General features: G+C 65.6%; 11 protein-coding genes. 5 read left to right on the top strand and 6 right to left on the bottom strand.

Going from position 1 to position 16,844, the window contains the following annotated elements:
• Positions 1–15: 15 nt before the first annotated feature.
• Positions 16–1,170, bottom strand: a complete 1,155-nt coding sequence (locus ABIA90_RS29590; RefSeq protein WP_354118987.1) for an iron-containing alcohol dehydrogenase — start codon at positions 1,168–1,170, stop codon at positions 16–18.
• Between the two features lie 322 nt (positions 1,171–1,492).
• Here ABIA90_RS29590 and ABIA90_RS29585 point away from each other — a divergent pair, with 322 nt between their 5' ends.
• From ABIA90_RS29585 to ABIA90_RS29570, 4 genes are all read left to right on the top strand, one after another.
• Positions 1,493–2,485: an aldo/keto reductase gene (locus tag ABIA90_RS29585; protein ID WP_247312926.1), complete on the top strand. Its 993-nt coding sequence runs from the start codon at positions 1,493–1,495 to the stop codon at positions 2,483–2,485.
• Between the two features lie 283 nt (positions 2,486–2,768).
• Complete coding sequence (locus tag ABIA90_RS29580) at positions 2,769–3,980, top strand: efflux RND transporter periplasmic adaptor subunit (RefSeq protein ID WP_354118986.1); 1,212 nt, start codon at positions 2,769–2,771, stop codon at positions 3,978–3,980.
• Entirely contained in the window at positions 3,977–7,147 is a 3,171-nt protein-coding gene (locus tag ABIA90_RS29575) for an efflux RND transporter permease subunit (protein ID WP_166347937.1), read from the top strand. Before ABIA90_RS29580 ends, ABIA90_RS29575 begins: the two co-directional genes overlap by 4 nt.
• Positions 7,148–7,434: 287 nt before the next feature.
• Positions 7,435–8,628, top strand: coding sequence for an ABC transporter substrate-binding protein (locus tag ABIA90_RS29570; protein ID WP_354118985.1), 1,194 nt, complete (start codon positions 7,435–7,437; stop codon positions 8,626–8,628).
• Between the two features lie 205 nt (positions 8,629–8,833).
• On the opposite strand, the gene ABIA90_RS29565 is transcribed toward ABIA90_RS29570, so the two are convergent.
• The 4 genes from ABIA90_RS29565 to ABIA90_RS29550 are packed head-to-tail and all read right to left on the bottom strand — an operon-like array spanning position 8,834 to position 13,432.
• The gene (locus ABIA90_RS29565; RefSeq protein ID WP_354118984.1) at positions 8,834–9,220 is read right to left on the bottom strand and encodes an MAPEG family protein; all 387 of its coding nucleotides are present in this window, start codon (positions 9,218–9,220) and stop codon (positions 8,834–8,836) included.
• A gap of 27 nt (positions 9,221–9,247) precedes the next feature.
• Positions 9,248–10,330, bottom strand: coding sequence for a lipocalin-like domain-containing protein (locus ABIA90_RS29560; protein WP_354118983.1), 1,083 nt, complete (start codon positions 10,328–10,330; stop codon positions 9,248–9,250).
• A complete protein-coding gene (locus ABIA90_RS29555) occupies positions 10,320–12,782 on the bottom strand; it encodes an FtsX-like permease family protein (protein ID WP_354118982.1) in 2,463 nt (820 codons plus the stop codon). The genes ABIA90_RS29560 and ABIA90_RS29555 overlap by 11 nt, the downstream gene beginning before the upstream one ends.
• Positions 12,779–13,432: an ABC transporter ATP-binding protein gene (locus ABIA90_RS29550; protein ID WP_354118981.1), complete on the bottom strand. Its 654-nt coding sequence runs from the start codon at positions 13,430–13,432 to the stop codon at positions 12,779–12,781. Before ABIA90_RS29550 ends, ABIA90_RS29555 begins: the two co-directional genes overlap by 4 nt.
• A 146-nt stretch (positions 13,433–13,578) precedes the next feature.
• Here ABIA90_RS29550 and ABIA90_RS29545 point away from each other — a divergent pair, with 146 nt between their 5' ends.
• Positions 13,579–14,916, top strand: a complete 1,338-nt coding sequence (locus ABIA90_RS29545; protein ID WP_354118980.1) for an MFS transporter — start codon at positions 13,579–13,581, stop codon at positions 14,914–14,916.
• Between the two features lie 203 nt (positions 14,917–15,119).
• Here ABIA90_RS29545 and ABIA90_RS29540 read toward each other — a convergent pair whose 3' ends face one another.
• A complete protein-coding gene (locus tag ABIA90_RS29540; protein WP_354118979.1) occupies positions 15,120–16,838 on the bottom strand; it encodes an N-acyl-D-amino-acid deacylase family protein in 1,719 nt (572 codons plus the stop codon).
• Positions 16,839–16,844 lie beyond the last annotated feature (6 nt).

The following is a 16,844-nucleotide window of genomic DNA, read 5'->3' as shown; positions in this document are numbered from 1 at the left end:
TCCTCCGGCTTGAAATTATGCGGCGAGAAGCAGGATTTCGCGAATGTCGGCGGGGCCGTCGATCTTGCGTGGGTTGCGCGGGATCCAGTTCGTGCGCATCGCCTGTTCGGCGATGGCGTCGAAATGCTCAGGCGAGACGCGGACGTCGGCGAGGCTGCGCGGCATGCCGAGTGAGCGGATGAAGGCATCGAGCACGTCGCCGGCGTTGTGGCCGGGAAAACCCATCGCGGCGGCGACGATCATCTGGCGCTCGGCGTTGTCGCGCGCATTCCAGCGCATCACCGCCGGCAGCATGATGCAGGAGGTGTAGCCGTGCGGCACGTCGAAGGCCGCACCCAGCACATAGCCAATGCCGTGGCTCGCGCCCATCGGCACGCCGGCGGCGAGCGCGCCCATCGACAGCCAGGTGCCGATCTGCGCATCCATGCGGGCGTCGAGGTCGGCAGGGTCGGCCTTCACCCGCGGCAGCGCGTCGGCGAGCATGGCCAGCCCCTTCACCGACTGCGCGTCGGCATAAGGATGCGTCTCGCGCGAGCAGATCGCCTCGACGCAATGGTCGACGGCGCGGATGCCGGTGGAGAGAAACAGCCATTCCGGCGTGTGCACGGTGATGGCGGGATCGAGGATGGTCGCGCGCGGCACCGTGAGCGGATGCCGCAGCATCTGCTTCACATGCGTGACACGGTCGGTGACGCCGGCGATCGCGCTGAATTCGCCGCCGGCGATCGTGGTCGGCACGCTGATCTGGCGCACGCTCGGCGCCGTCATTTCCGGCGCGACGCCCTTGTGCACGCGGATGCGCTCGATGCCCTCGACATCGTCGATGCCGTTGGCAAGGCAAAGCTGCACCGCCTTGGCACCGTCGGTGATCGAGCCGCCGCCCACGGTGACGATCAGGTCGGCGTTCACTTCGCGTGCGGCATTGGTCGCCGCGATCACTGCCTCGCGCGGTGTGTGCGCCGGCATGGCGTCGAACAGGCCGGCGCAGCGCGCGCCGAGCGCGTTTTTGATCTTCGCGATTTCGTCGGTCTGCCGGTTCAGCGTGCCCGAGACCATCAGGAAGGCGCGGTGCGTCCCCAGCCGGTCCATCTGCGCAACAACGGCCTCGGCCGCGGGATGGCCGAATACGACCTCCTCGATCGCGCCGTAAACGACACGTCCCTGGTGCACGCCTGTCCTCCCAGGACAATTCGTCTTGTTTTTGTGGGGGTAATCTAGCCGAGCGGGCGGCATTCGTCATGCGCGAAGACGCTGCCCGTCCTATCGCCGACCCCACAAGCGTGACGAGGTCAGGCGTTAGCAAGCGCGCGGTTCAGCGGGCGCAAGCCTAATTCATGAATAAAATGCATAAGTTCATGCGCATTCTGTCGGCTAATCGCTCGCATCTCAAAGGGCTACCCTTCGATTGAAATCAGAGAAAAAGCGGCGTCGCTTTGAGCCGTCGGGCAATTGCCGGGCAGCGTGTCGACTTGTTTGAGCAGGACATCCAGCAATGAAAACGCGCAAGCTTGGCCCGAGCGGTCTTGAGGTTTCGGCAATCGGTCTGGGCTGCATGGGGCTGAGCTTCGGTCTCGGCCCTGCAGCCGATCATAAGGAGGCGATCGCGGTGATCCGCGCAGCGGTCGAGCGCGGCGTGACGCTGTTCGACACCGCAGAAGCCTATGGGCCGTTCACCAATGAGACATTGGTTGGCGAAGCGTTGGAGCCGGTGCGGGATCAGGTTCTGATCTGCACGAAGTTCGGCTTCAAGATCAACGAGAAGGGCGAGATGCTCGGGCTGGACAGCCGGCCAAGGCACATCCGCGAGGTCGTCGAGGCCTCGCTGAAGCGGCTGCGGACGGACCGGATCGACCTCCTGTACCAGCACCGCGTCGATCCGGCGGTACCGATGGAGGACGTGGCCGGCGCGGTGAAGGAACTCGTTGCGGAGGGCAAGGTAAAGCACTTCGGCTTGTCGGAGGCGAGCCCACAGAACATCCGCAAGGCGCATGCGGTGCTGCCGGTCGCCGCAATCCAGGATCACTATTCGTTGTGGATGCGCGAACCCGAGAGCACGAAGTTTCCGGTCTGCGAAGAACTCGGTATCGGTCTTGTGGCATGGGGACCGCTCGGTCAGGGCTTCCTGACCGGCAAGATCACCAAGGATATGAAGTTCGACGATCCGAACGACCTGCGCAAGGATTTTCCCCGCTTCAAACCCGAGGCGCTCGAGGCCAATTTCAAAGTGGTCGATTTCCTGAAAAGTCTGGCGGCAGACAGGGGCATTACGCCGGCCCAAATCGCACTCGCGTGGCTGCTTGCGCAGAGGCCGTGGATCGTACCGATTCCGGGCGGGACGAAGTTCGATCATCTCGATGACAATCTGCCGGCGGCTGACGTCGAGCTGACGGCCAAGGATTGGCGCGAGATCGATCAGGCCTTCGCCGCCATCGAAATTACGGGCGGAGCCCTGTCGGAAGCTCTGGATGCGGCAATCGACCGCTAGGGCTTTGACCGCGAGGGGATGTCCTTCCTCAAGGATGAAAACGAGATCGACGGCGGCACGACTCGACAGGGCGAGCGCCTGCAGCCGTGTCGTGCAAGAGCGCCGCCGACCGCGACGTCCGGGGCCAGCGGTCTCGCTGTCAACCCGTCATCCGGCTAGGGCATCCTCCCAAGCGTTGCGCGCGCTTTCGTCTTGAAGATTTCATCATTGAAACCCATCTTGTGTCGCCCGCGGGTAGGCGAGTACGCTGCTTTTGCTGCGGCAAATGTGCGAGGGACTTGGGATGAGCGGACCGGACCGAAACGAGCATTTTGTCAAAACGCACGATTTCGTCCTACCTCGACTTTGCGCAATTGCCGGGCTCCTCGCCGCGACGTTCGCTCTCACTGGTTGCGGACAACCGGCCTCGCAGGCCGCCGCCCCACCGCCGCCGCCGGTGACCGTCGCCCAGCCGGTCAAGCGCACCGTCACCGATTGGGACGAGTTCACCGGCCGCTTCGAGGCGGTCGAGGAGGTGCAGGTGCGCCCCCGTGTCGGCGGCTTCGTCAACTCCGTCGAGTTCCAGGACGGCGCGATCGTGCATCAGGGCGACCTGCTCTACGTCATCGACCCGCGCCCGTTCGAGGCGGTGGCCGAGCAGGCGGACGGCCAGTTGTCCGACGCGCGTGCCAAGGTGGAGCTTGCCAAGCGCGAGCTCGACCGTGGCCTGAACCTGGTCCAGACCAGCGCGGTCTCCGAGCAGGCCGTCGACCAGCGTCGCCAGGCCTTGCAGGCGGCGCATGCCGCGGAGACGCAGGCCGCAGGCGCGCTGAAGGCCGCCCGGCTCAATATCGAGTTCACCCATGTGACCGCGCCGCTCACCGGCCGCGTCAGCCGCCATCTCGTCAGCCCCGGCAATCTCGTGCAGGGCAGCGATACCGGCACCTCGACGCTGCTCACCTCGATCGTCGCGCTCGATCCGATCTACGTCTATTTCGACATGGATGAGGCGACCTTCATCAAATACAGCAAGCTGTGGTTCGAAGGCCGCCGCCCGAGCTCGCGCGACACCGCGAACCCGGTGCAGGTGACGCTCGCCGGCGAGACCAAGCCGTCGCATGAGGGCACCATCAACTTCCTCGACAACCGCCTCGATGTATCCACCGGCACACTGCGCAGCCGCGCCGTGATCAAGAACACCGATCTCTCGATCCTGCCGGGCCAGTTCGGCCGCGTCCGGCTGATCGGCAGCGCGCCCTATGAGGCGCTGCTGATTCCCGACGTCGCGGTCGCGACCGACCAGTCCCGCAAGATCGTGTTCGTCGTGAAGCCGGACGACACCGTCGAGGCGCGCCCCGTGGTGCTCGGTCCGCTCGATGAGGGCCTGCGCGTGATCCGCGAGGGGCTGAAGGCGGAGGACCGCGTCATCGTCAACGGCATCCAGCGCGCCCGCGTCGGCGCCAAGGTCGCTCCGTCTCCCGCGCCAGCGCCGGCCAAGCCCGGTGACAAGTCATGAACCTTGGCCGTCTCTCCATCAACCAGCCCATCCTGGCGATGGTGCTGTCGATCGTGCTGCTGATCGTCGGCGCGCTCGCCTATACGACGCTGCCGGTCTCCGAATATCCGCAAGTGGTGCCGCCGACCGTCGTTGTCACCACGCAATATCCGGGCGCCTCGGCGCAGACCGTGTCCGACACCGTCGCAGCGCCCATCGAGCAGCAGATCAACGGCGTCGAGGACATGCTGTATCTCTACAGCCAGGCGACCTCGAACGGGCAATTGACGATCACCGTCACCTTCAAGCTCGGCACCGACCTCGACAAGGCGCAGGTGCTGGTGCAGAACCGCGTCGCGATCGCACAGCCGCAATTGCCGGACGAAGTACAGCGCAACGGCGTCGTCACGCGCAAGAACTCGCCCGACATCCTGATGGTCGTGTTCATGCTGTCGCCGGACGATACGTTCGACCAGCTCTACATCTCCAATTACGCGCTGCTCCAGGTCCGTGACCAGCTGCTGCGCATCGACGGCGTCGGCGATATCCAGATATTCGGCGCACGCGACTATTCGATGCGGCTCTGGCTCGATCCTGACCGTATCGCCAATCTCGGCCTTACATCGACCGAGGTGCTGGCTGCGATCCGTGCGCAGAACGTCCAGATCGCGGGCGGCCAGATCGCCGAACCGCCGATCGCCGACAGGGCCTTCCAGCCAAACCTCGTTTTCACCGGGCGCCTGAAGGACCAGAAGCAGTTCGAGGACATCCTGATCAAGGCCGGGTCCGACGGCCGCACGGTGCGGCTGCGCGACGTCGCCCGCATCGAGCTCGGTGCTCTCGCCTACTCCACCAACAGCTTCCTGCTGCGCAAATCGGCGGTTGCCATGCTGGTGACGCAACGGCCGGGATCGAACGCGCTTGCGACGGCAAAGAATATCTCCGACACCATGGTGAAGCTCAAGGAGAGCTTTCCGAAAGGGCTCGACTACAATATCGGCTACAATCCGACCGAGTTTATCGCGCAGTCCGTCCACGAGCTGATCAAGACCATCTACGAGGCCATGCTGCTCGTGGTCATCGTGGTGCTGGTGTTCCTGCAAGGCTGGCGGCCCGCGATCATTCCGATCATCGCGATCCCTGTCTCGCTGGTCGGCACCTTCGCGGTGATGGCGGCGCTCGGCTTCTCCATCAACAACCTCACTTTGTTCGGCCTCGTGCTTGCGGTTGGCATCGTGGTCGACGACGCCATCGTGGTGGTGGAGAATGTGGAGCGCCATCTCGAGCACGGCTTAAGCCGGCGCGATGCGGCGCTGAAGACCATGGAGGAGGTCGGCGGCGCGCTGGTCTCGATCGCACTGGTGCTCTGCGCCGTGTTCGTGCCGACCGCATTCATTGGCGGCATCTCCGGGCAGTTCTTCCAGCAATTCGCCGTCACCATTGCGGTGGCGACCGCGATCTCCTGCTTCTGCTCGCTGACGCTGTCGCCGGCGCTGGCTTCGATGATCCTCACGCCGCACGCAGAGAAGCGACCGCCTGCCGCCTGGAATCTCCTCGCGCGTGGCTGGAATGCGTTCACCGGCGTCTTCAACCGCGTGTTCGACCGGCTCTCGCATGGTTATGCCGGCCTCGCCAATTTCGTGATCCGCCATTCGGTGGTGATGATCCTGATCTATGTCGTGCTGATCGGCAGCGCCGGCTGGCTGATCGCGACAACGCCGCAGGGCTTCATTCCCGCGCAGGATCGCGGCTACGTCATCATCTCCGTGCAATTGCCGGGCGCGGCGTCGCTGGCGCGCACCACCGAAGTCGTGCGCGAGATCGAGCGGATCTCGCTGGACACGCCCGGCATCGTCCGCGTCGCCGCTTTCGCCGGCTTCTCGGGCGCCACCCGCACGCAGGCGGGCAATGCTGCGGCGCTGTTCCCGGTTTTCGACGAGCCCGAGGCGCGGATGAAGAAGGGATTGTCTGCGAACGCCATCACGGTCGAACTGCGCAAGCGCCTGGCCGCAATCCAGGGCGCCTTCATCATCGTGATTCCGCCGCCGGCCGTGCCCGGCATCGGCACCGGCGGCGGCTTCACCATCCGCGTCCAGGACCGCCAGGGCCGAGGACCTGAGCTGCTCGCCGCGGCCACCGATGAGCTTGTCGCCGCGGCGCGCAAATCGCCGTTGCTGCTCGGCCCCACGGTGTTCTCCCCGTTCTCGGCCAACACGCCGCAGCTCTTCGTCGACATCGACCGCACCAAGGCGCAGAAGCTCGGCGTGCCCATCGCCAGCATCAACGACACGATCCAGACCTACTTCGGATCGACCTACGTCAACGACTTCAACCTGTTCGGCCGCACCTATCACGTCACCGCGCAGGCTGACTTCCCGTTCCGAAAAGAGCCCAGCGACCTCTCGCGCCTGCGCACGCGCAACGCCTCCGGCGACATGGTGATGCTCGGCAGCGTGGTCGAGTTCAAGGACGTCTCCGGCCCCGACCGCGTCGCGCGCTACAATCTCTATGCTGCGTCCGAGCTCCAAGGCGAGCCGGCGCCGGGCACCAGCTCGACCACCGCGCTCAACACCATCAAGAAGCTCGCGGACGACATCTTGCCGAGCGGCTTCACCTTCGAATGGACCGATCTGTCCTATCAGCAGGTCACCGGCGGCAATGCCGGCCTGCTCGTGTTCCCGATCTGCGTGCTGTTCGTCTATCTCGTGCTCGCCGCGCAATATGGCAGCTGGACGCTTCCATTCGCGGTGATCCTGATCGTGCCGATGTGCCTGTTGGCCGCCACCATCGGCGTGCGCATCATGGGGCAGGACGTCAACATCCTCACCCAGATCGGATTCGTCGTTCTGGTGGGGTTAGCTGCAAAGAACGCGATCCTGATCGTCGAGTTCGCACGCGACATCGAGAAGGAAGGCAAGCCGCGGCTGGAGGCCGTCATCGACGCCTGCCGCCTGCGCCTGCGGCCGATCCTGATGACCTCCTTCGCCTTCATCCTCGGCGTGCTGCCGCTGGTGATATCGTCCGGCTCCGGCTCGGAGATGCGGCAGGCGGTCGGCGTTGCCGTGTTCTTCGGCATGATCGGCGTCACCCTGTTCGGCCTGCTGTTCACCCCGATCTTCTATGTGGTGGTGCGGAACCTGGCGGAAGGGCGGAACGAGGGGAAGAAGCCGGAGGTGGTGGCCCCCTAGTTGTCGGTGGCGGCCACTGGCGTACCCACACCCCCCCGCTGTCGTCCCCGCGTAGGCGGGGACCCATAACCACAGGGAGGAGTTTGGCGAAGGCTGGCAACCACTAGCTCGCGCCAAACTGCTCCCTGTGGTTATGGGCCCCGGATCTGCGCTGCGCTTGTCCGGGGCGACACAAATTTTGTAGCTGGCGCCCATACTAACGACCAACATGAAATGGATGGGCAGGCGCGGGGTTCTTCACTAGTATCCGCGCGATTTCAAAACAGAAAACTGCTGGGAGCCAACATATGAAATCAGCACTTTTGGCCGCTGTCGCAACGTCTGCTCTGTTGCTCGCTGCGCCGGCCTCCGCCCAAGGCGTCAAGATCGGCATTCTCAACGATCAGTCCGGCGTCTATGCCGACTACGGCGGCAAATACTCGGTCGAAGCCGCCAAGATGGCGATCGAGGATTTCGGCGGCGAGGTGCTTGGCCAGAAGATCGAGATGGTCACCGCCGATCACCAGAACAAGCCGGATCTCGCCACGTCGATCGCGCGGCGCTGGTACGACGTCGAGAATGTGGACATGATCACGGAGCTGACGACCTCCTCGGTCGCGCTCGCGATCCACGAGCTCTCCAAGGAAAAGAAGAAGATCGACATCGTCGTCGGCGCCGCGACCTCGCGCCTCACCGGCGATGCCTGCCAGCCCTACGGCTTCCACTGGGCCTATGACACCCGTGCGCTCGGCGTCGGCACCGGCGGCGCGCTGACCAAAGCGGGCGGCGACACCTGGTTCTTCCTCACGGCCGACTATGCCTTCGGCTATGCGCTGGAAAAGGACACCAGCGAGATCGTCACCGCCAATGGCGGCAAGGTGGCCGGCTCGGTCCGCGTGCCGCTCAACTCGTCGGACTTCTCCTCCTTCCTGCTCCAGGCGCAGAGCTCGAAGGCGAAGATCGTCGGCCTCGCCAATGCCGGCCTCGACACCACCAACTCGATCAAGCAGGCGGCCGAGTTCGGCATCGTCTCCGGCGGCCAGAAGCTCGCCGGCCTCCTGATGACGCTCGCCGAGGTGAACGGTCTCGGCCTGCAGGCCGCGCAAGGCCTGGTGCTGACCGAGGGCTATTATTGGGACCTCAACGATCGCACCCGCCATTTCGGCGAACGCTTCTTCAAGCGCACCAGCCGGATGCCGAACATGATCCAGGCCGGCACCTATTCGGCGACGCTGAGCTATCTCAAGGCGGTCAAGGCCGCCGGCACCAAGGACCCCGACGCGGTCGCCAAGAAGCTGAAGGAGCTGCCGGTCGACGACGACTTTGCGCAGGGCGGCAAGGTGCTCGAGAACGGCCGCATGGTCCACGACATGTATCTGTTCGAGGTCAAGAAGCCGTCGGAATCGAAGAAGCCGTGGGACTATTACAAGCTGCTCGCAACCGTCCCCGGCGACAAGGCGTTCTTCGCCGCCAAGGACAGCGGCTGCCCGCTGACGAGGTAGCGAGGGGCAAGGGGGCAACGCTGGCGCCACACCCTGGCTGTCGTCCCCGCGAACGCGGGGACCCATAACCCCAGGGAGAAGTGTGGCGCGAGATGCCCACTCCGGGCCTTCGCCAAACTATCCCTGTGGGTATGGGGTCCCGGATCGGCGCTCCGCTTCGCTGCGCTTGTCCGGGACGACGGCGGAGTTTGTGGCCGCCGCGGCCTCACACCATCCGCAACACCACCGCCCCCAATGCCCCCGCCCACAGCGCAATCGCTGCGATGCCCTGGATCGCAAAGCCGGGGCCGCGCTTTGCCGCCGCCTGCGAATAGCCAATGAAGTAGACGATGCGGCCGATGATCCAGACCGCGCCGATTCCCGCTGCAATGGCGTCGCCGATATAGATCGCGAACAGCCAGAGCGCCGGCAGGAAGACCGGCATCCATTCCAGCGTGTTCGCCTGGATGCGGAAGGCGCGCTCGAAATCCGGATGGCCCGACATCGCCGGCACCTTGACACCGGTCCTGGTGCGCGAGCGCGAGACGTTGATGCAGGTGAACATGTAAAATGCGATCGCCAGCAGCGTGACGAGGGCGGTGAGATGATACATCACTGTTTTCCTTGAAGAGGTCGCGCCTCAATAGCCGGTCAGCTCGAGATAGCCAACGCCGTCATGCGTGCCGGCAAAGCTGATCGGCCCTTCCCAATAGGAGAAGCCGGTCCCCATCCAGGCTTTTGGGTTAAGCGGCTTGCAGGCAATCGAGAATGATCGTGAGGGAATCGCGATCTGCCACTCCACCGGCAGCTTGCGCCCCGCGATCTCGGCGGTCGCTTTCGGACTCATCTGGATATCGCCACCCGCGATCATCTGCGTGTCGCCCGCGGCGCTGATCCAGTTGCCGAACGGATAGTCCTGGCCGTCCTTCTGGCGCAGCCGGTACAGCATCAGCTTGTCGCCGGATGCGAGATGTAGCGACAGCCAGTCCCAGCCGGTCTGGTCGGCATCGAGCGGCTGGCTGCTCCACTCGCGGTCCATCCAGGCCTGGCCCGAGACATCGACGGATTTGTCGTCGATCGTGAGGCTGCCGCGGGCGCGGTAGAACGGCTGGCTGTAATAGTAGGACGCCTGCCCGCGCTCGGACTTGCGGCTGTAGCCGTGATCGCCCTGCAACACCACCGGGCGGTCTGCGTCAAACGTCAGCGCATAGCTGAAATCGGTGCCCGACGCCTTCAGCGTCAGCGGCGCCAACGTGCGATCGTCGGTGCGCTCGGACCCTTTCATCTCCCAATCGTCGATCCACGCCGCAAATGGCTTTGCGGTGACGCCGGCCTGTCCAATGCCGCCGCGAGAAAACACCTCGTTGAAGCGGTGGGTGTCGGCGCGCGTCACCGCCGCATGCGCCATCCAGATCTGCTGATTGGCCCAGCCCTCTCCTTGCGGCCCCGACTGCGCCGCCTGGCGGAACAGCGTCCATTGCAGGCCGCACGCCGCGCCGCTGCCATCGACAAGGTTCGCGGTGAGATACCACCATTCGATGCGGAACTCCGGATGCGGCCCGTGATCGGCAGGGAAGCTGAACGTCTTTCCCGGCGTCACCTTCGCAAAGCCGTCGGCGGTCTCGCCGAGCCCGGCATAACCTTGCGCGCCAGCGCGGCGGCCAGCCGCGAGTGCGGCGATGCCGCCGGCAAACGCGCGCCGCGTGATTTTATCAGCGCTCATTGGCAAACACCTTGACGAGGCTCGCCGGCTGCATCCGCGCCAGTCGTATCATCGGCAGCAGCGCGGCAAGCAGCGACGCGATCAGCGCGACCGCGACCAGCTCCACCAGCTGCAGCGGAAACACGTGGAACGGCAGCCGCCAGCCGAACGCCTTCACATTGACGATTGCGATCAGGCACCACGCCACCAGCAATCCGAGCGGCACGGCCAGTAGCGCCGTGAACAGCGCAACCGACAATGTCTTGGTCAGTTCGATCGCGGCAAGGCGCGGCCGCGTGATGCCGATCGCCCAGAGTGGCGCAAGCTGCGGCAGGCGGGAATTTGCGAGCGTCAACAGGCTGGTCAAGAGCGCAATGCCGGCTACGCCTAGCGTGAAGGCATTCAGCGCCGATGTTACCGCAAAGGTGCGGTTGAAGATGCGGATCGATTCCGCCTTCACTGTTGCCTGATCCGCGACGCTGCGGTCGTCGAGCGCGAATTGCTTCTGCAACGCCGCGATCAGGCCGGGGATATTTTCCTTCGCGACGATCAGGCCGACCCGCGTCTGCGGCGTCTGCGGGAAGTGCCGGATCAACGCCGCGACGTTGACGGCGAGCTGCCCCTTGGGGTTGCCGTAATCGGCATAGATGCCGGCGATGTCGAGCTCCCAGGTGCCGCCCGGCGCCGGCACCTCGATGACATCGCCGACGCGGACGTTGAGACGGCGGCTCAGCTGCTCGCTGATGAAGGCGGCATTGCCCGGCACGAGCTGGGTCCAGGCGCGCGGCGCGGTCTCCAGCAGCGGCCAGCGCTCGCGATAGAGTGCGTGATCGGGCAGGCCGAGCAGCTCGACCGGCTGCCCCTGAACCTGCGTATCGGCGCGTCCGCCCGACAGGATCGCCTGCACGTCGCTGCGCTCCTTCAGCCAGCTCCGGATCGCGACGCCTTGCGCATTGTCGGAGGCGCTGATGTAGACGTCGGCGGCAAGCCGCCCGTTGAGCCAGCCGACGAAGGTGCGGCTGAAGGTCTCCACCATGGTGGACACCCCGACATTGACGGCCAGCGCGAGCAGCAGCGCCATCAGGGCCAGCGACAAGCCGGAGAGCTGTTGCCGGCTGTCCGCCCAGAACCACAGCGCCAGCGGCCCCTTCGCCCAGCGCTGGCCCACGAGCAGGATGATCTCGAGGAATGCCGGCAGGATCAGCGCCGCGCCGAACATCAATGCGGCCAGCACGCCGAATCCCGCAATCAGCGATTGCCCGTAGTGCAGCAGCAACAGCGCGACCGCAAACACGGCGCAGGCCGCGCCGCTCTGCAGGATCAGCCAGCGGCGCTGCCGCTGCTGCCAGGCGTAGGGATGCGCGGTCGCCAGCACCGGCATCCTGATCGCCTTGATCAGGCTGGTCGCGGCGGCCACGAGTGCGCCCGCAATGCTGATGCCGATACCGGCAAGCCACCATTCGGAGCGCAGTGTGAGCTGTCCCGGGATCTGCGCGCCATACAGCCCGCGCAGCGACGCCGCGACGTCGGGCAAGAGCGCAGCCGCGATGAAATAGCCGCAGACGAGCCCGATCAATCCTGCGACCAGCGCCAGCGCCACCAGCTCGACCACCAGCACCGTGTTGACCAGCCGCGCCGAGGCACCGCAGGCCCGCAACGTGCGCAGCATCGGCAGCCGCTGCTCGAAGGCGAGGCCGACGGCGGAGTTGACGATGAAGAGACCGACGAAGAACGACAGCAGGCCGAAGGCGGTCAGGTTGAGATGAAAGCTGTCGGTGAGGCGCTCCAGCTCCGTCTCCGCATTCGGCTCGACCCGCTGCAACTTCTCGCCGACGATACTGGCCAGCGGCGCCGGCTTGCCCCTCGGCTTGCCGATCAAAAGCCGCGACACCTGGCCCGGCTTGTTCAGGAGCCGCTGCGCGACGCCGATGTCGACGACGAGTACGCCGGACACGAGCTGCGGCAGCAGGCGCAGCGGCGGCAGTTTTGCGCCGTTGCTGATCGGCGGTGCCGCGCCTTCCTGTTCCTGCAAATCGGTCAGCGTCTCCCGCGCCACCAATGTCTGGCCGGGCGGCGCAACGAAACTGCTCAAATCCGAGGCGCCGAGGCGCGGCGCATTGCCGACGTCGGCCGGCATCGTGACCGGCTCGATGCCGAGCAGCCGCACCGAACGCCCGTTAACCTGGACGCGGCCTTCCAGCACCGGCGAGACCGGCCAGCCCGCGCGGCGGAGTTTTATGAACAGCTCCTGCGAAAAGGTCGCGGCATCAGGCGCCACCAGCATCGCCGTGCGCACGCCGCCGAACGTCGCCGCCGCGCGGTCATAGGCATTGCGGGCCTGCTGGTTGATCGCCTGCACGCCGCTCCACAGCGCGGTCGCCGCGATCAGCCCGATCAGGAGCGTCGCGAACTGCATCTTGTGCCGTCGCCAATGGCTCAGGAGCACCGCGAGGACCCACAGCGCGCGCCTCATGCGATCCGCCCCGCATGCAAGGTCACGTGGCGGTCGAGCGTGCCGGCCAGATGCAGGCTGTGCGTCACCATCAGGAAGCCGCAGCCGGTGCGCGTGACGAGGTCGCGCGTCAGCGCCAGCACGTCGTCGGCGGTATCCTCGTCGAGATTGCCGGTCGGCTCGTCCGCGAGCAGCAGTGATGGCTTTGTCGCCAGCGCCCGGCCGATCGCGACCCGCTGCTGCTGGCCGCCCGATAATTGCTCTGGATAACGCTTGAGCAGATTGCCGAGCCCGAGCCGCTCGATCAGCTCCTTTGACCATGCCGCATCGTGACGGCCGGCGATCCGCGCCTGGAAGACCAGATTGTCGGCGACCGACAGGCTCGGGATCAGATTGAACTGCTGAAAAACCAGGCCGATCCGGTCGCGCCGCAGCTCGGCCCGGCCCGCGTCCGAGAGCTTGGTGACCTCGGTGTCCTCCAGGCGAATTGTGCCGCTGTCGGCGGCATCGAGACCCGCGATCAGGTGCAACAGCGTGCTCTTGCCGCTGCCGGACTCGCCGGTCAGCGCGACGCGCTCGCCGGCCTTGAGGTCGAGGTCGACACCACGCAGCACATGGACCGGCTCGCCGGCCGAGGAGAAGGTCTTTGAGAGGTTTCGGATGCTCAGCAAGGTCAATGCGCCGGACGGAATTAACTCAATGCTGCGTAGCACACTTGCCGTGGAAATGCCGGGGTTGCGTTGGCCTTGAAGCCGTTGTTAGCTCCCAAAACGGCCAAATCAAAAACGTGCCGACAAAAAGACATACGGGGAGATTGATGAGCGCTCAGGGAACGCCCGACGTTGCGGGCAGGACGGCAGGGGAAACCAAGGCAACGCCGAAGGGCGCCTGGACCGTCACTTTTCTCCTCTTTCTCTTCATGGTGGTGAACTTCGCGGACAAGATCGTCGTCGGTCTCGCCGGCGTGCCGATCATGACCGACCTGAAGCTCGATGCCGAGCAATTCGGCCTGCTCGGCTCCTCGTTCTTCTTCCTGTTCTCGATCTCGGCCATCGTGGTCGGCTTCATCGTCAACAAGGTGCCGACGCGCTGGGTGCTGCTGACGCTGGCGGTGATCTGGGCGCTGGCGCAGTTCCCGATGGTGGGCACCGTCTCGTTCACCACGCTCCTGATCTGCCGCATCGTGCTGGGCGCTGGCGAAGGACCTGCCTTCTCGGTCGCAGCCCACGCCATCTACAAATGGTTCCCCGACGAGAAGCGCACGCTGCCGACCGCGATCCTGTCGCAAGGCTCGGCCTTCGGCGTCATCCTCGCCGTGCCGGCGTTGAACTGGGTCATCGTCAATCACTCCTGGCACTACGCCTTCGGCGCGCTTGGCGTCGTCGGCCTGCTCTGGGTCTGCGCCTGGCTGACGTTCGGCAAGGAAGGCCCGCTCGAGGACACGCAGGTTCTCGCCGTCACCGAGCCGAAAATCCCCTATGTGCAGCTGCTGACCTCGCGCACCTTCCTCGGTTGCGTGATCGCGACCTTCGGCGCCTATTGGGCGCTGTCGCTCGGCCTCACCTGGTTCACGCCCTTCATCGTCAAGGGCCTGGGCTTCTCGCAGAGCCAGGCCGGCTACGTCTCGATCCTGCCCTGGGTGTTCGGCGCGACCGTCGTCATCTTCACGGGGTGGGTCTCGCAGGTGATGATGGCGCGCGGCTACACCACGCGCATCTCGCGCGGCGTGCTCGGCTCGGTGCCGCTGATCATCGGCGGCCTGATCCTGGCGATGATGGCGCATGTGCAGGGTGCTGGCCTGCAGATCGCGCTGCTCGTCGTCGGCTCCGGCCTGTGCGGGGCGATCTACGTCGTCTGCCCGCCGATGCTCGGCGAGTTCACCCCGGCGTCGCAGCGCGGCGCGGTCATCGCGATCTACGGCGCGCTCTACACGCTGTCGGGCATCATCGCGCCGAGCGTGATGGGCGCCGTGATCCAGCGCGCCGGCAACATGGTCGACGGCTACCTGACCGGCTTCACCATCAACGCGGTGGTGATGGTCGGCTCCGGCGTCATCGGCCTGCTGCTGCTGTGGCCGAACACGGAAAAGGCCAGGCTGACCCGCGGTGCGGCTCCGCAGGCCGCGGCGCTGAAGGGCGCGGTGTCGCCGACGTAAGGGGCGCGATTGCTCCAGGCACACTGTCGTCCCGGGGCGCGCGAAGCGCGAGCCCGGGACCCATAACCACAGGGAGTGGTTTGGCGATGACTCGGAGTGACCAGCGTGGCGCCGCAACGAATCCCTGTGGATATGGATCCCCGCGTTCGCGGGGATGACAGCGAGAGTGAGGCGCGGCTTTCGCGCCTCAGACTCGGTCTTCGCTAGCTCGCCATCCCCTGCGCACCCCGGATCAACTTCCCCGGTCGCCTTCCCGTGGCCTCACCGTGCCGCCGCGTCACCACGCCCGACACAATTGTCGCCTCATAGCCGTCGACATCCTGCAACAGCCGCCGCCCGCCGACCGGCAGATCGTAATGCACCTTCGGCGGATGCAGATGCAGCCGGTCGTAGTCGATCACATTGACATCGGCTTTATAGCCGGGGGCAACCAGCCCGCGATCGGTGAGGCCGACCGAGAGCGCGGTCTTGCGCGACTGCGCGGCGACCACGAACGGAATCGTGAGCTTCTCGCCGCGCGTGCGGTCACGCGTCCAGTGCGTCAGCAGATAGGTCGGGAAGCTGGCATCGCAGATGATGCCGCAATGCGCGCCGCCGTCGGAGAGGCCGGGCACCGATTGCGGATCGATCAGCATCTCGCGCGTCGCGTCGAGATTGCCGTCGGCATAGTTGAGGAAGGGCACGTAGAGCATGCCGCGGCCCTCGTCGGAGAGCATCGCATCGTAGGCGAGCTCTTCCGGCTGGCGGCCCTGCTTGCGCGCCTGCGGCCCCAGCGCGTTCTCCGGCGGCTGCTCGTAATCGGGGGGATCGCCGAGCAAAAACATCTTGTCGTAGTTGGGCCGGAAGAACAGCGGATCGTCGGTCGCGGTCGCCGTCTCGCTCAGGATCGCCTTGCGCACCTCCGGCCGATGCAGCCGCGCCAGGCGCTCCCTGAGCGGCAGATGCGCGATCGCCTTGTAGCTCGGATGGGTCTGGAACGGATTGCGCGACAGCTCGAGCCCAAGCAGCAGGCCGACCGGGCGCGCCGCGATCTGCGCGGTGATGGAGAGGCCGCGTTGTGCGGCCGCATTGATCTCGTCCAGCGTCTGGCGCCAGCGGTTTGGCGCCTTGTCGTTCTGCGTGATCGAGAACGAGATCGGGCACTTTGTGCTGTCGGCGACCCGCAGCATCATCGGCAGATCTTCGTGGAGGGTGGAGAGGTCGAGCACGAATTGCAGCACGCTGCGGCCCTGGCTGTGCATCGCGCCGGCAATGGCGGTGAGCTCGTCCTCGCCGGCCTTCAGCGTCGGCGTGAAATCGCCGGTCGAGGTGCGGTGGTTGAGCGTGCGCGAGGTCGAGAAGCCCAGCGCGCCCGAGCGCACCGCCTCGCCCGCGAGCTTCGCCATCGCCGCGTTGTCCTCGGCGGTCGAGGGATCGCGGCGCGCGCCGCGTTCGCCCATGACATAGACGCGCAGCGCCGCATGCGGCAGCTGCGCGCCGACGTCGATGTCGAAATCGCGCTTCGACAGCCAGTTCATGTAATCCGGAAAGCTTTCCCACGCCCAGGGAATGCCGGCGCTCAGCACGGGCTCGGGAATGTCCTCGACGCCTTCCATCAGCTGGATCAGGCGGGTGTGGTCGGCAGGCTTGCACGGCGCGAAGCCGACGCCGCAATTGCCCATGATCGCCGTGGTGACGCCGTTCTGCGACGACGGCGTGATGTCCTGACTCCAGGTGACCTGGCCGTCATAATGGGTGTGCACGTCGACGAAGCCTGGCGTGACGAGCTTGCCGCGCGCGTCGATCTCTTCCTGTCCCTTCGCGGAGATCTTCCCGACCTCGGTGATCTTGCCGGCGGTGATGGCGACATCCGCCTCGAACAATTCGCCGCCGCTTCCATCCGCGACGGTGCCGCCGCGGATCACGAGATCAGGGGTGCTCATGGTGTC

The sequence above is a fragment of the Bradyrhizobium sp. LA6.8 genome, from assembly GCF_040547935.1.
GTDB lineage: Bacteria > Pseudomonadota > Alphaproteobacteria > Rhizobiales > Xanthobacteraceae > Bradyrhizobium > Bradyrhizobium barranii.
This window is presented reverse-complemented; position numbering and strand designations above follow the sequence as displayed.

Excerpts from the sequence above, each read along its gene's own strand:
- ABIA90_RS29585 (WP_247312926.1), top strand. The coding sequence starts at position 1,493 with ATGAAAACGCGCAAGCTTGGCCCGAGCGGTCTTGAGGTTTCGGCAATC.
- ABIA90_RS29580 (WP_354118986.1), top strand. The coding sequence starts at position 2,769 with ATGAGCGGACCGGACCGAAACGAGCATTTTGTCAAAACGCACGATTTC.
- ABIA90_RS29575 (WP_166347937.1), top strand. The coding sequence starts at position 3,977 with ATGAACCTTGGCCGTCTCTCCATCAACCAGCCCATCCTGGCGATGGTG.
- ABIA90_RS29570 (WP_354118985.1), top strand. The coding sequence starts at position 7,435 with ATGAAATCAGCACTTTTGGCCGCTGTCGCAACGTCTGCTCTGTTGCTC.
- ABIA90_RS29565 (WP_354118984.1), bottom strand. The coding sequence starts at position 9,220 with ATGTATCATCTCACCGCCCTCGTCACGCTGCTGGCGATCGCATTTTAC.
- ABIA90_RS29560 (WP_354118983.1), bottom strand. The coding sequence starts at position 10,330 with ATGAGCGCTGATAAAATCACGCGGCGCGCGTTTGCCGGCGGCATCGCC.
- ABIA90_RS29555 (WP_354118982.1), bottom strand. The coding sequence starts at position 12,782 with ATGAGGCGCGCGCTGTGGGTCCTCGCGGTGCTCCTGAGCCATTGGCGA.
- ABIA90_RS29545 (WP_354118980.1), top strand. The coding sequence starts at position 13,579 with ATGAGCGCTCAGGGAACGCCCGACGTTGCGGGCAGGACGGCAGGGGAA.
- ABIA90_RS29540 (WP_354118979.1), bottom strand. The coding sequence starts at position 16,838 with ATGAGCACCCCTGATCTCGTGATCCGCGGCGGCACCGTCGCGGATGGA.